This window comes from Sphingomonas sp. 3-13AW (assembly GCF_049311085.1).
Classification (GTDB): Bacteria; Pseudomonadota; Alphaproteobacteria; order Sphingomonadales; family Sphingomonadaceae; genus Sphingomonas.
Map to the genome: position 1 here is coordinate 59509 of NZ_JASNVZ010000010.1, position 14023 is coordinate 73531.

Below are 14023 nucleotides of genomic sequence, written 5' to 3' on the forward strand. Positions count from 1 at the left end.
CATGCAGTATCGTTGTGCGCCGATCATGGCGTTGCTGTTGGCATCGACGTCGGCCTGGGCGGGGGACAAGCCGTTGTACCAGCCGGATCCGGACTGGGTGAAGCCCGCGCCCCCGGTCGATACCAGCAAGCTGGACGGCGAATCGCCGTTGTTCCTGGTGTTGGACCAGCAGCAGCGCCTGAACGATGGGCAGGTGTGGGCCTATACCGACAGCGCCACGCGCATCGCCTCTGCACAGATGCTCAACCAGGCGGGGACGTTGCAGCTGCCATGGCAGCCGGACGATGGGGACCTGATCATCCACCGCGTCGAGATCCTGCGCGCGGGTGAGCGGATCGACGCGCTTGCGAAGGGCGAGCGGTTCTCGATCCTGAGGCGCGAGGAGCAGCTGGAGCAACTGCAGCTGACCGGAATCCTGACGGCGACCATGACGGTCGAGGGGCTGAGAGTGGGGGACGTGCTGCGCGTCGCCTTCTCCACGACCAACAAGGACGCTGCGCTGGCCGGCAACGTCCAGACGGTCGTGCCGCTGGTCAGCGAACCGCTGCGCGTGGGCTTCGCGCGTACCCGCCTGCTGTGGGACGACAAGATGCAGGTGCACTGGAACACCTATGGCAACGGATCAAAGCCGAAGCCGGTGCGGGGGGGCGCGTTCCAGGAGCTGGAAGTCGCGGTGCCGCTGCCCAAGGCTCCCGAACTGCCGGGCGATGCGCCGATGCGGTTCTATCGCCCGGAGATCCTGGAGGCGACCAGCTTCGGCGACTGGCAGGCGGTTTCGCGCACGATGGCGCCGCTTTATCGCACGGAGGGGCTGATCCCGGCGGGCAGCCCGCTTGCGGCCGAGGTCGCCAAGATCAAGGCGGCGAACGCATCGCCCCTCGATCGGACGGCGGCGGCCCTGCGCTTGGTGCAGGACGAGGTGCGCTACCTGTTCAACGGCATGGCGGGGGGCAACTACCACCCGCAATCGCCTGCCGACACGTGGCAGCGGCGCTATGGCGACTGCAAGGCGAAGACCTTGCTCCTGCTAGCGCTGCTCGATGCGCTTGGCGTCGAGGCGGAAGCGGTGCTCGCGAGTATCGGGACCGGAGACATGGTCGCCTCTCGCCTGCCCAGCGCAGCGGCGTTCGACCATGTCATTGTGCGGGCGACCGTCGACGGGCGCACCCTGTGGCTGGACGGGACCGATTCCGGCACGCGACGCGAGGATTTGGGCGACGCGCCCCCGTTCCGCAATGTCCTTCCCGTGCGCACCGCCGGCGCGGAGCTGATGCCGGTACCGCTGGCAGCGGCCGCGCGGCCGCAGGTGGCAGCAACGATCGAGATCGACCAGAGTGCGGGCTACACGCTGCCGATCGCCTTCAAGGCGTCGATCGTCGTCCGCGGTGCCGCCGGGCAGCAGATGAGCCTGGGGGCGTCGCAAGCCGATCGCCAGCAGAAGGACGAGGCAGTCGGTTCGATCCTCAACGGCTATCTGGACGGCGCCTTGATCGTCGACCGGGACGTCCGCTGGGATGCGGCAAGCGGGGCTGCCACGGTCACCGCCAGCGGGATCGCCAACAATCCGTGGAGCCGCGAAGATCAGCAGTTGCGCCTGTGGCTCGACCGTTCGATCTCGCGACTGAGTTTTGAGCCGGATCGCTCGCGTGCGGCATGGCAGTCGCTGCCGGTCGCGACGAATGGTCCATCCCACGTCCTCGTGACCACGCGCATTCGGCTGCCGGATGGCGGGAAAGGCGTGACGCTGGAGGGGGATCGCACCTTGCCCGGCCGCTATGCCGGGCTCGAGGTCGACCGTAAGGTGACGTTGGAGGGCGACCTGCTGGTCGCGCAGGACGATATGCGGGCGGATGGTGCCGAGGTCCCCGTTGGCCTGATTGCCGAGCATCGCGCCCGCGTCAGCCAGGCCAAGAGCCGGCTGCTTGCGGCGGTGGCGCCCGAGAACCGCCCTGCGCGGTGGCAGGAGATCACGGCGGCGCGCCGTGACAAGCGCCTGGCGGCGCTGGAGACGGCCTACGCGCGCGACGTGGCGGCCAACCCGGATTCGGCAGAGGCTTTCGAACGTCGCGCGCGCTTCCGCGAAGGCGTGCTCGACTGGCGCGGGGCGCTTGCCGACTTAGACCGCGCGATCGCACTGGGCGCTACGGCGAACCGCCACATGTGGCGGGCGGGGTTGTACCAACAGGTGAACGACGACGGGAAAGCGCTGATCGAGCTGAAGGTGGCCGAGGCGCTTGAGCCCGATAGCCTCTCCGTCCAGACCGCGATTGCGCAGTTCGAGGCGGAGCACGGCGACATCGCTTCGGCCCTGGCCAGGGTCGACCGGCAGAAGTCGGCGGGTGGCGCCCAGCGCAACCAGCTTCAACTGGTTCGCAGCAACGTCCTGGCCGAAGGCGGGCGCGTCGATGATGCGCTGGCCACTCTAGAGGCGGTGGTTAAGACGAGTCCGGGGCAGGCCGGGCTGCTGAATGGGCTTTGCTGGCTGAAGGGCACGCGGAACGTCGCGCTCGAAAGTGGGCTGCGTGATTGCACCAAGGCGATCGAACTGGCGGAGAGCCCGGCTGCCATCCTCGACAGTCGCGGCATGGTCTATTTCCGCATGAACCGCCTGGACGAGGCGCTCGCCGATTTCGATGCCGCGCTGGCGCTGTCGCCGGGAATGCCCGCAGCGCTGTTCATGCGGGGCGTGGTGCGCAAGGCGAAGGGCGACGCCGCGGGAAGTGCTGCCGACCTGGCGGCAGCGACGTTGCAGTCGCCCCGGATCGCCGAAGAATATGGACGATACGGCATCCGGCCCTGATCGTCCGGCCGGCGCGTGGCTGACATAAAGAAACGGGCGGCCCGGGGATCCCGGACCGCCCGTCGCGGCATCGAACGATGCGATTACTTGTTGTTATCGGCAGCGCCCGCGACTGCGTCGCCGGCCGACGAAACGTCGCGGCCTGCGCCCTCGATCGTGTTGCACGCGCTGACCATCAGTGCGCCGGTAACAACCATCAGACTCAGAACCTTGCGCATGGAAACCCTCCACAACCCGTTGAACGTGTAGCGGGGAAATGTCCGAGCGGGATTTTCGTTCCGCTATCGGATCAATCTCGCGCAGACGCTCAACGAACGTGGCAAGAACGTTGCGGATGAATATTGATGATGGGGAGAATGTGGACCCGGAAGCGTCACCGGGGGGGGGAGGGTAGACGCTTCCGGGCCCGTGTTCTGGATAGCGAGAGCGGGGGGGCATAAGGTCGCTATCCGAAGATGAGAACGACGCTTTGGATGAGAGGTTCCGGGGAAAACGGCACTTCGCAGATTCTTTTTTGCGTCGGCGAGCCCTGTAGTCCGCCGACGCCTGATCAACGTGCGGAGCGTGCGTTGATCCCGATTTCATACGCCCCGACCAGAGGGTCGTGGTGGAGCGGCGCCCGCAGCTGGCGCGACAGGCCGAGCATCACCCGGCCATAGCGCGACGCCACAAGCTCGCTCAGTTCCGGGCTTTCGACGAGTGCGGGCGAACTTACCCGCAGGACAGCCTGGTCGTTCTCACCGGTGCGTTTTGCGGAAATGCGCACCTGCGTCCCCGGGTTCACCATCATCGCCAGCTCGACCAGTTCGGTCAGCAGGAACGAGACTGCGACCGCGACGTCCTGCGATACCAGCAGCGGTTCGACGTCGATGGTGATGCCCAGTCGCGCGGCATGTTCGGGCGCGGTGGCGCGGATGTTGGACGCGAGTTCGCCGATGACGGCGCGCAGTTCGAGGCCGCGATTCTCCTCCAGCTCCGCGAAATGGTGGCGGTGCACCACCGCGAGCGCATCCACGCGGCGCTGGATCGAGGCATAGGCCTCGCTCGCTTCGTCGCTTGCCGCACTGCGAGCGTGGAAGTTGATGAGGCTCGCGATCACCTGGAGGTTGTTCTTGACCCGGTGATGGACCTCACGCGTCAGCTTGGTCTGCCGCACGAGCCCCTCGGCTAGGTTCGCCTCATGCTCCTGGACCGTGCGGGTAATCGCTTCGAAGGTTTCTCCGAGCTCGGCGATCTCCTGCGCTCTCGCTGCGCCGAAATTGACGTGGTCGATCACTTCGCCCGGTTGATAGGCGGCGACGCTCGTGCGCAGGCGGCGCAGCGGTCGAATCAGCAACCGGTCGACCACGAACCAGCCGATGCCGGCGGCGGCGGCCCACATCAGCAGCGGCAGCAGCATCGCGACCAGCACGGGCGAGGTGATGGGTGCACTGCGCACCGACATGGAGAAGGAGAGATCGTCGAGGCCTAGCGGCACGACCAGCGTCTCGCGGCGGTCGAGCGGGCCGTAGCGGGGCAGCGACTGGAGCTCGAGCGGGGTTTCATCCGGGCGCGTCAGTTCTGCGGCATAGGGCGGCACAAAGCCGCTGGGGCGCGCAACGTCGGCGAGCACTTCAGTCGGAAAGAAGGCGTCCGCACGGGTGCCGTTCGGCGCATCCGGCAGATGTACCAAAAGGCCCTCGCCGGGCAGAAGCGTAATCGTTACCTTGTCAGGGTCGTCCAGCGCGGGCAGCGGCACCGGCAGTTCGGCGCCACACAGGACGTGGCCGGCGGCGTCTGCGACCTGGAAGCGAATGCCAGCGGCAGATTGCTGGGCGAAGATCCCCTGGACGCGCGCGCAACTTGGCGCATCGTGCTGATCCTCGGCAATGGCGCGGTGCGCGACCCGTAATGCCGTCATGTCACCGACGAGTTCGTTCGCTAGGGCGCGAGACGCCTCGACGCCCGCCACGCGCAGGCGCGCCCGGGTCTCGACATCCACCGTCCGCGTCGTCTGCAGCGTGGCAAACAGCGCGATCAGCGCCAGCGGCAGCAGCGCGATGCTGAGAATCAGGAAAACACGGGCGCCGGTCGGCAGGTGCTGGAACGGCGCCACAGGCACCGTCGGCCTGCGGCGTTCGGGATCATCCTCAGCCACGTAGTGGCGCTATTGCAGCTTGCTAAGAAGGTCGAGCATCTCGTCCGGGATCGCTTCCCCGGCCGCGTCCTGATAGACCGCACGCAGCGCGTCACCGACGTTCTTCTGCTTGCCTTCCTCAGGCTTCTGCTTGCCGTCTGTGGTCGCGGCGCGCTCTTGCCGCTCCGCTTCGTTCGAACCCGTCACCAACTGCACACCTTAAAGCCCCCTAAGCGCGGCACCTGACCGAGCACTACATGAACAAGCCCGGCCGCGCCAACCCGGCGAATGCGCGCCGAAACTGCCCGCATCGGGACGCGGACATGGCGCTGGCGCATTGCGTGAAACCAAATTCGTCCTCGTTGGTTCCACCCCCGACGCGAAATCGGGGGAGAGCGTCTCTTCCGCCGACGTGATACTGAATTGCAATCATCGGGGCGGCTCCGCACTATGGCCGCCTCACTCTGGAGGAGACCTACCCGATCATGTCGCTTGGACAGCAACTGGCGCCGCATCTTCCTTTCCTGCGGCGCTACGGTCGTGCGCTCACGGGCAGCCAGTCGGAGGGCGATCGGTACGTCCGTGCCGCACTGGAGGCGATCGTCGCCGCACCCGAGGAATTTCCGCGGGATGTCGATCCCCGCCTCGGCCTTTACCGCACCTTTCAGGCGATCTGGTCGTCGACCCACCCCGAACAGGATATCGCGCGCGAACAGGCAGGCGATGATCAGGAGGCGATCGCGCGTGCCCGGCTCGCCCGTATCGCACCGCTTTCGCGTCAGGCGCTCCTGCTGACCGCGATGGAAGGCTTCACCAACGAGGATACCGCCTATCTGATCGACAGCTCCGAAGAGGAGGTCGAGGCGCTGGTGGCCGAGGCGCTGCGCGAGATCGAGGCGCAGACCCGTTCGCGCGTCATGATCATCGAGGACGAGCCGCTGATCGCGATGGATCTGGAAACCATCGTGCGCGACCTGGGCCATGACGTCACCGGCGTCGCCGTCACGCGTGACGAAGCGGTGGCGCTGGCGATGGAAGATCGTCCGGGCCTGGTGCTCGCCGATATCCAGCTGGCCGATGACAGCTCGGGCATTGATGCGGTCAAGGACATCCTGGCCGAGTTCAACGTGCCGGTGATTTTCATCACCGCGTTCCCCGAGCGTCTGCTGACGGGCGAGCGGCCGGAGCCGACGTTCCTCATCACCAAGCCGTTCCAGCGGTCCACCGTGAAGGCGGCGATCAGCCAGGCGCTGTTCTTCGACCAGTCCACGGTACCGGCCGCCTGATTACCGGCCGTCTGATACGGAGCCAAAACGATCCTGGGGGGTTTAGCGACCATGGTTGATGATCATCAGACACATCTGAATACCGATCGTGCCCGCGCGGGCACGACCCCCGGGATGACCCGCTACATCCTCGGGGTGTCGCTGGCGCTGGTCATCATAATCTTCGCAATCATCCTCTGGTCCTGACCTGAAAGTCAGGTTTTCCTGGTAGTGCGCCCGCTGGCAATCAGTGGGCGCACCCCTTATGTTGGCAATATGGCGCTGCCGTGGATGTGCGGCCGCAGACCGATCGGATTTTCATGACTGAACCGGAAGTTACGGGCGAACAGACTGACGCGATCGAGCACGTCGCCCTGTCCGACCCTGAGTTCAAGAAGCAGCTGGCGCAGGTCATCCCGCACTTGCGCGCCTTCGGTCGGTCGCTTTCCGGCAGTCGCGATCTGGCAGACGATCTGGTGCAGGAAACCCTGCTGAAGGCATGGGCTGCGCGTCAGCGGTTCCAGGCCGGCACGAATATGCGCGCATGGACCTTCATCATCCTGCGCAATCTCTATCTGTCGCAGATGCGCCGCGCCCGCTTCAAGGGCGAGTGGGACGATCTGGTGGCGGACCGCATCCTCGCCGCACCGGCGAGCCAGGACCGGCATGTCGAGCTTTCGGACATGCAGCGCGCACTGCTCCACCTGCCGCAGCCCCAGCGCGAGGCGCTGATCCTCGTCGGCGCAGGCGGCTTCGCCTATGAAGAAGCGGCCGAGATCTGCAACGTCGCCGTCGGCACGATCAAGAGCCGCGTCGCCCGCGGCCGCGTTGCGCTCGAAGCGCTGCTGACCGAAGGCCAGCTGCCGACCCGCGCGTCGCACCCCGGCAACGGTGACCAGACCGCGCTCGAGGCGATCATGGGCGAGGTTCAGGAACTCAGCCGAGACCGCTGATCGGAGGCTGAGCGGCAACAATCGAGACACACCCCGAAGGCGAGGACCTGAAAGTCCAAGCCAGCGCGGTGCTGATCCTACCTATTTCGCGGGAGGTTCGCCGACCCGATGCGTTGGTACTGAGACCCGCTCGGGTCAGTGCCTGCTGGTCATCCGGTCGAGCAGGTGGATGTATCCGTCGAACTCGTCCGGCAATGCGGGTGCGCCATCAAAGCTGTCGCGCAGTGCGTTTCCGATCGCATCCTGGGGCCGAGGGGGACGCACCACGACCCCCCGCGACTTGCTCGCGTCGGTTCCGCTTTCTGCGGCTTGCCGGGGTGACGAAGTAATCATCGCGCTAACAACTCGACATATTGATTTTTGTTGCTTTCTTCGCGCGCTTTTGTCGTTGCGGGGGTGTCACCAACCGAAGCAGGAGTGCTTGCATGGACCTGAATTCGGCGATCCGACGTGCCGGTGCGCACTCTCCGTTTCTCGCGCGGTTGCTTGAGCAAGAGGCGGCGCTGCTCGACGGAGCGTGGCTCGACGATCCCATCGCGCATGCCCGTGTCGACGATGTCGAGATGCCCGTCGCGCGACGGCTCCGGATCGAGCGCCGACGGGTGGCACTGCTGGTGGCGCTGGGCGACTTGTCCGGTGCCTTTGACCTCAGGCGCGTTACCGGGCTGCTCTCCGCATTTGCCGACCAGGCACTCGATACCGCGATCCGCACGGCGATCGAGGAGCGTACGCCGGGTGCGCCCGTCCTGGGTTTCACGGCGATCGCATTGGGAAAGCAGGGCAGCCGGGAGCTGAATTATTCCTCGGATATCGATCCGATCCTCCTGTTCGATCGCGCGACCCTGCCGCACCGTGCCGGGGAAACGCCGGACGAGGCGGCGATCAAGATCGCGCGGCGTGCCACCGAACTGCTCCAGGCGCGCGACGGCGACGGCTATGTCCTTCGCGTCGATCTTCGGCTGCGACCCGCCCCGGAAGCCTCGCCGATCGCGCTGCCGGTCGGCGCCGCCATCAGCTATTATGAATCGCAGGCACTGCCGTGGGAGCGCGCCGCCTTCATCCGCGCTCGTGCAGCGGCCGGCGATGTGTCGCTGGGGCGGCGTTTCCTGGTCGCCCTCCGCCCGTTCGTATGGCGCCGCGCGCTTGATTACGGCGCGGTTGCCGAGATCCGCCAGATCACAGGCCGTATCCGGGATCATTACGCACAGGGACAGGCGTTCGGCCCGGGCTTCGACCTCAAGCGCGGGCGGGGCGGGATTCGGGAGGTGGAGTTCTTCGCCCAGGTTCACCAGTTGATCCACGGCGGCCGCGACCGCAGCTTGCGGGCACCCGCAACGCTGGATGCCCTCGCCGCGCTGGCCGATGCCGGCTGGATCACGCCCGAGCAGGCATCCACGCTCGCGCAGGGCTACACGCTTTTCCGCACCATCGAGCACCGGCTGCAGATGGTCGACGATCGCCAGACGCACAGCCTGCCGGAAGGACGGGAGGCGCTCGACAATGTCGCCCGGCTGCACGGGCTCGATGACGGCGCCGCGCTCCTCGACCTCCTGCGGCCGCACGTGGATGCGGTTGCCGCAGTCTATGACACGCTGGGTGCCACCGACCGGCCGGCCGTGCCCGCGGACGCGCAGCTGCTGGAAGAGCGTTTGCGCGAACTTGGCTTCGACCCTGCCGACCAGGCCACGCGACGGATCGCCGACTGGCGCAGCGGTCGCTATCCCGCGCTGCGCAGCCCCGCCGCCCGGACCGCGCTGGAGGCGGCCCTGCCCGGCATGCTCGCCAGCCTGGCCACGGCCAGCGATCCCTATCAGGCCTTGATCCGGCTGGACGGGATGCTGGGGCGGCTGCCCAGCGCCATCAACCTGTTCCGGCTGCTCGAGGCGCAGCCGGCGCTGGCCCGGCTGCTCAGTGCCATCCTGTGTCACGCCCCCACGCTCGCGGAAGCGCTCTCCCGGCGGGCCACGCTGCTGGACGGACTGATGGACGCAAGCGCGCTGGAGCCGGTGGGGGAGGTGGCCGAACTCGCGGCCGAGATGGCACCGCGGGAGAAGGGCGCGTCCTATGAGGCTGTCCTCGACCATGTTCGCGCGGTCGTCGGCGAAAAGCGCTTTGCTCTGGGCGCGCAGATCATCGCGGCAACCAGCGATCCGCTGACGGTCGCGGCAGGCTATGCCCGTGTGGCGGAGGCTGCCATCGACACGCTGGTCACGGCTACCGTCGCGGAATTTGCTGCGCAGCATGGCCACGTGCCGGACAGCGAGCTCGTGATCGTCGCGCTTGGGCGGCTCGGCGGAGGGCTGCTCACCCATGCGTCCGATCTCGACCTCGTCTATCTCTTCACCGGCGACTACCGCGCGGAATCCGATGGCCCGAAGCCTCTCGGGGCGGTGCTCTATTATAATCGGCTCGCGCAGCGGGTGAGCGCGGCGCTCTCCGTCCCGACCGCGTCCGGGCCGCTGTACGAGATCGACACCCGCCTGCGGCCCTCGGGCGCGCAGGGGCCGCTGGTCGTGTCGCTGGAAGGGTTCGCCCGCTACCAGCGAGAGAGTGCCTGGACCTGGGAGCATATGGCGCTGACGCGGGCGCGGCCGGTGTTCGGATCGGAGGCGGCGCGTGCACAGGTCGCCGGGATTATCCGCGGCGTCCTGGAAGGCGACCGGCCCGAGCGCGACATCGTGACCGAGGCACGGGAAATGCGGGCGGAGATTGCGCTGCACAAGCCGGGTGGCGGGCCGCTGGATGTCAAGCTCGCGCCGGGGGGGCTCGTCGACCTGGAGTTTGCGGTGCATGCCCAGCAACTCGTTCACCGCACTGGCTTTTCCCCCAATTTGCCCACCGCGACGGCTGCGCTCGAAGCAGAGGGGCTGCTTCCCCAGGGCATGGTAGAGGCGCACGCCCTGCTTACCCGGGCGCTGGTGACGATGCGGTTGGTCGCCCCCGATGCGCAGCTGCCGCCGCCGGCGTCCCGGGCCCTGGTTGCCCAGGCGCTGGGGCAGGCGGATTGGGACAGCGCGGTTGCCTCGCTCGATGCGGCGCGGCAACGGGTGGCCGCCGCATGGGCAAAGGTAAGCGGAGCAGAGGACAGGGCATGAACCAGGGTGATGCGATTCCGGCGGTGACGCTGACGGGGAGCGACGGTACCCGCTTTGACCTGTCCACGGTGCGGCCGGCGGTGGTCTATTTCTATCCCAAGGCGGACACGACCGGCTGCACGCGGGAGGCGATCGACTTTGGCGACCTCGCGCCGCAGTTCCGGGAACTGGGCGTCGAGGTGATCGGCGTGTCGAAGGACCCGCCCGCCAAGCTCGAGCGCTTCATCGCCAAGCACGATCTTGCCGTCCGGCTCGCCAGCGACGACGGCACGGCGTGCGAGGCGTTCGGCGTCTGGGGCGAAAAGAAGCTCTACGGGCGCGTCTACATGGGGATTGAGCGAGCGACCTTCCTGTTCGACGCCGACGGGCGGCTGGTGCAGGCGTGGCGCAATGTGAAGGTACCGGGCCATGCGGAGGCGGTGCTGACGGCGGCTCGGGCACTGAAGACCGCCGGGTGACGAGCATCGCGCAGGCCTGCCGGGCAGTCCTGGAACTCGCAGACCCGCGTGCCAAGGTGAAAGCGGCCCGCGCGACGGCACGCGCGTGGAAGCGCGGAGCGCTGGCGTTTGAATTCGACGTGGTGATGCCGGACCGGCCCGGGCGGCCGGAGCGTCCCGAACTGCTGCCGCCCAACCGCATGCCCAAGCGCGGGCGGGGTTCGGAGCATGGCCGGATCGCCCTTCTCCACGCGCTGGCGCACATCGAGTTCGTCGCGATCGACCTTGCGTTTGACGCAGCGGGTCGTTTTGGTGGCGAGTTCCCGCGCGGCTTCATCGACGACTGGATCGGCGTCGGGGCGGATGAAGCGATGCATTTCGCGCTGCTCGAACGCCGGCTGCGCCAGCTTGGCAGCCACTATGGCGCGCTGCCCGCGCACGACGGTTTGTGGGACTCTGCGACCGATACCGCGCACGATGCGCTGGCCCGGCTCGCGGTCGTGCCGATGGTGCTCGAAGCGCGCGGGCTAGACGTTACGCCGGCAACAGTCGAGCGCGCACGGATCGCCGGCGATGAGCCCACCGCCCGCATCCTGCACCGCATCTACACCGATGAAATCCGGCATGTTTTTGCTGGCACGAAATGGTTCCAAGCGCGTTGTAAAACCGACCGAATCATCCCTGCGCCGCATTGGCAGGCGCTGGTCCGGCTTCATTTTCGCGGGTCCATTAAGCCGCCGTTCAACGATTCAGCGCGCGCCCATGCCGGTCTAACGCGGGATTATTACCTACCGCTTGCAGAAAGCTGATCCGTCGGGTCAACCAACGGACGTCAAGGCGCGGAGGGGCTGCAGCTGCGACATCGATGGATCGCGAACGGGTAGCGCCGTTCGCGAAAGCATGGATCGCCGAACTCACTATGAATATCAGCAACGTCGTCTCAGCTAACGCTACACTTTCGAAGCGGTTCCGCCGTTTCTTTACGTTTCGCGATTTCATCCTGCACGATGGCCGTACGCAGCGCCGCGTGCGGATTGCAGCGCGAACTCAAGCGGTTGCTGCGGCCTTTGCTGCCCTCACTCTCGGCTTTTCCGGCTATGGCGTTGCGAACGCGGCGGTCGACACCGCCGTCGCCGCCGGCCTGACCAAGCCTTCCAGCGATGCGGCCACCGTCGCGGAGATGCAGCACCAGATCCGGGTCATGCAGGCGAACGTCGCCGAGATCCGCGAAGTCGCTGCCGCGCACGCCGCACGCATCGATCATCGCCAGGCCATGATCGCGGCCGTGCTGACGGGCGAGGGGGATCCCGAAGCTCTCGCCGACGCCGCACTCGCGCCGCTGCCGCAGGGCAGCAAGGCCGTCGCCAGCGTCACCGCACCGCTTCATCGCGTCGAGCAGCGCCAGGTAATGCTGGCAGCGCAGGCGCAGAAGGTTGCTGCCGAGCGCTATGCCGAAGCCAGCAAACAGCTCCGCAAGCTGGGTCTTCGCCCGGAAAAGCTGGCAGTCGGCGGCCCGTATGAGCCGGTGAGCGCGGCCGAGGCGGCTGCGATCACCACCGCGTCGAACGAGGCGGACTCCCAGTTCCGCAACCTGTTCATGACCTGGAAGAAGCTCGACACGCTCGAGCAGGCGGCGATCGCGATCCCGTCGCTCCAGCCGGTCGACAACATCAAGCTTTCCAGCAACTTCGGTGTTCGCTCCGACCCGTTCCGCGGCACCGCCGCGATGCACGCCGGTATCGATCTTCCCGGACCCGTGGGAACGCCGGTCTACGCGACCGCCGACGGTATCGTCGGCCGCGCGCAGCGCGCCGGCGGCTACGGCAACCTGGTCGAACTGAACCATGGCAAGGGCATCCAGACCCGTTACGGCCATCTTTCCAAGATCCTGGTGAGCCCGAACAGCCGCGTGCGTCGCGGTCAGCTGATCGGCCTGATGGGCTCCACCGGTCGTTCGACCGGCAGCCACCTCCATTACGAGGTTCGCGTCGACGGCGCCGCAGTGAACCCGATCCCCTATCTTCAGGCGGGTGACCAGCTGCTCGCGGCCCAGGATCGCGCAGCGCGCAACCGCCAGCTGGGCGTCGGCGGCCCGGCGAACTGATACCCTGATTTCAGAGACGGAGAGGAGAGGGGCCACGGCGACCGCATGGTTGCCGATGGCCCCCGTACCTCTTATCTCGACACAATGGCCACCAACCCTGTTTCCGACGTCGTCCCCGCCCCCGCGGTCGGACTGACCCCCTCCGCCGCAGCGCGCGTCGCCGCCATTGCGGAGCGGCAGGGCAAGCCCGCCGTCCTGCGTCTCTCCGTCGAGGGCGGCGGCTGTTCCGGCTTTCAATATCGGTTCGGCCTGGCCGATGGCCCGGAAGGCGACGACAGCGTGACCGAGACGGACGGCGTCCGGCTGGTCGTCGATTCGATGAGCCTGGATCTCGTCCGCGGAGCGCAGGTCGACTTCGTGGAATCGCTGGGCGGCGCAGCGTTCAAGGTCGAAAATCCCAATGCCGCGTCCGGATGCGGCTGCGGCACCAGCTTCTCGATCTGACGCCCAAGCGTGCGCATCGTCACCTACAACGTCAACGGCATCAAGGCGCGCCTGCCGCGCCTGCTGGAGTATCTTGCCGAGCAGTCGCCCGACGTCGTGTGCCTGCAGGAGCTCAAGTCGAGCGACGAGACCTTCCCGGAGGCTGAGATCCGCGCTGCCGGCTATGGCGCGGTCTGGCACGGACAGAAAGGCTTCAACGGCGTGGCCGTGCTCGCCAAGGGCGTCGATCCGATCGAGCGGCACCGCGGGCTCGCGGGGGAACCTGAGGACGAGCATAGCCGCTATCTGGAGGCGGAGGTCGACGGGGTGGTGATCGCCTCGATCTACCTGCCCAACGGCAACCCCGTGCCTGGCCCGAAGTTCGACTACAAGCTGCGCTGGATCGAGCGCCTGTCCAGGCACGCGCGTGCGCTGCTCGGGGAGGAGCGGCCGGTGGTGCTGGCAGGCGATTATAATGTCATCCCGAACGACGACGATGTATATTCCGTGCGCGCTATGGCAAGTGACGCGCTGATGCAGCCGGAATCGCGGCAGGGCTATCGTGCGCTGCTGGCGCAGGGTTGGACCGACGCGCTTCGGACCCGTTTTCCCAAGGGTGGAGTGTGGACCTTCTGGGACTATCAGGCCGGCGCATGGCAGCGCGACGCGGGGTTCCGCATCGACCACCTGCTGCTGAGCCCGGTTGCCGCCGACCGGTTGCAGGACGCGGGCGTCGACAAGGACTATCGGGGTCGTGAGAAGGCCAGCGATCACGCACCCACCTGGGTCCGATTGCGGTGAGGCATCTCGGCTGCGCCGTAGCTGCGGCA

General features: G+C 67.1%; 14 protein-coding genes. 10 read left to right on the top strand and 4 right to left on the bottom strand.

Annotated features, from left to right (window positions below; translation table 11 throughout):
* Position 1: 1 nt before the first annotated feature.
* Entirely contained in the window at positions 2-2800 is a 2799-nt protein-coding gene (locus QP045_RS12215) for a DUF3857 domain-containing protein (protein ID WP_422515263.1), read from the top strand.
* A gap of 83 nt (positions 2801-2883) precedes the next feature.
* Here QP045_RS12215 and QP045_RS12220 read toward each other — a convergent pair whose 3' ends face one another.
* From QP045_RS12220 to QP045_RS12230, 3 genes are all read right to left on the bottom strand, one after another.
* Positions 2884-3018, bottom strand: a complete 135-nt coding sequence (locus tag QP045_RS12220; RefSeq protein WP_422515264.1) for an entericidin A/B family lipoprotein — start codon at positions 3016-3018, stop codon at positions 2884-2886.
* Positions 3019-3350: 332 nt separating this feature from the next.
* Positions 3351-4937, bottom strand: a complete 1587-nt coding sequence (locus QP045_RS12225; protein WP_422515265.1) for a sensor histidine kinase — start codon at positions 4935-4937, stop codon at positions 3351-3353.
* 9 nt (positions 4938-4946) lie between these two features.
* Complete coding sequence (locus QP045_RS12230; RefSeq protein WP_422515266.1) at positions 4947-5123, bottom strand: NepR family anti-sigma factor; 177 nt, start codon at positions 5121-5123, stop codon at positions 4947-4949.
* A 278-nt stretch (positions 5124-5401) separates the two neighbouring features.
* Between QP045_RS12230 and QP045_RS12235 the strand changes: the two genes are divergently transcribed.
* The 3 genes from QP045_RS12235 (at position 5402) to QP045_RS12245 (ending at position 7134) form a co-directional block, all read left to right on the top strand.
* Positions 5402-6202 carry a response regulator gene (locus QP045_RS12235; protein ID WP_422515267.1) on the top strand — a complete coding sequence of 267 codons (801 nt, stop codon included), beginning with the start codon at positions 5402-5404 and terminating at the stop codon, positions 6200-6202.
* A gap of 51 nt (positions 6203-6253) precedes the next feature.
* Positions 6254-6388 carry a hypothetical protein gene (locus QP045_RS12240; protein WP_422515268.1) on the top strand — a complete coding sequence of 45 codons (135 nt, stop codon included), beginning with the start codon at positions 6254-6256 and terminating at the stop codon, positions 6386-6388.
* A gap of 113 nt (positions 6389-6501) precedes the next feature.
* On the top strand, positions 6502-7134 hold the full coding sequence (locus QP045_RS12245; protein ID WP_422515269.1) for a sigma-70 family RNA polymerase sigma factor: 633 nt from the start codon (positions 6502-6504) through the stop codon (positions 7132-7134).
* 135 nt (positions 7135-7269) lie between these two features.
* Here QP045_RS12245 and QP045_RS12250 read toward each other — a convergent pair whose 3' ends face one another.
* Positions 7270-7398: a hypothetical protein gene (locus QP045_RS12250; protein ID WP_422515270.1), complete on the bottom strand. Its 129-nt coding sequence runs from the start codon at positions 7396-7398 to the stop codon at positions 7270-7272.
* Between the two features lie 161 nt (positions 7399-7559).
* On the opposite strand from QP045_RS12250, the gene QP045_RS12255 reads away from it, so the two are divergent.
* From QP045_RS12255 to xth, 6 genes are all read left to right on the top strand, one after another.
* A complete protein-coding gene (locus tag QP045_RS12255) occupies positions 7560-10229 on the top strand; it encodes a bifunctional [glutamine synthetase] adenylyltransferase/[glutamine synthetase]-adenylyl-L-tyrosine phosphorylase (protein ID WP_422515271.1) in 2670 nt (889 codons plus the stop codon).
* Positions 10226-10687: a peroxiredoxin gene (locus QP045_RS12260; protein WP_422515272.1), complete on the top strand. Its 462-nt coding sequence runs from the start codon at positions 10226-10228 to the stop codon at positions 10685-10687. The genes QP045_RS12255 and QP045_RS12260 overlap by 4 nt, the downstream gene beginning before the upstream one ends.
* Positions 10684-11475 (top strand): ferritin-like domain-containing protein, encoded by a 792-nt coding sequence (locus QP045_RS12265; protein ID WP_422515273.1) that lies wholly within the window; start codon positions 10684-10686, stop codon positions 11473-11475. Before QP045_RS12260 ends, QP045_RS12265 begins: the two co-directional genes overlap by 4 nt.
* A gap of 110 nt (positions 11476-11585) precedes the next feature.
* Positions 11586-12770: a M23 family metallopeptidase gene (locus QP045_RS12270; RefSeq protein ID WP_422515274.1), complete on the top strand. Its 1185-nt coding sequence runs from the start codon at positions 11586-11588 to the stop codon at positions 12768-12770.
* Between the two features lie 84 nt (positions 12771-12854).
* The gene (gene erpA / locus QP045_RS12275) at positions 12855-13214 is read left to right on the top strand and encodes an iron-sulfur cluster insertion protein ErpA (RefSeq protein WP_422515275.1); all 360 of its coding nucleotides are present in this window, start codon (positions 12855-12857) and stop codon (positions 13212-13214) included.
* Positions 13215-13223: 9 nt separating this feature from the next.
* On the top strand, positions 13224-13994 hold the full coding sequence (xth, locus tag QP045_RS12280; RefSeq protein ID WP_422515276.1) for an exodeoxyribonuclease III: 771 nt from the start codon (positions 13224-13226) through the stop codon (positions 13992-13994).
* Positions 13995-14023 lie beyond the last annotated feature (29 nt).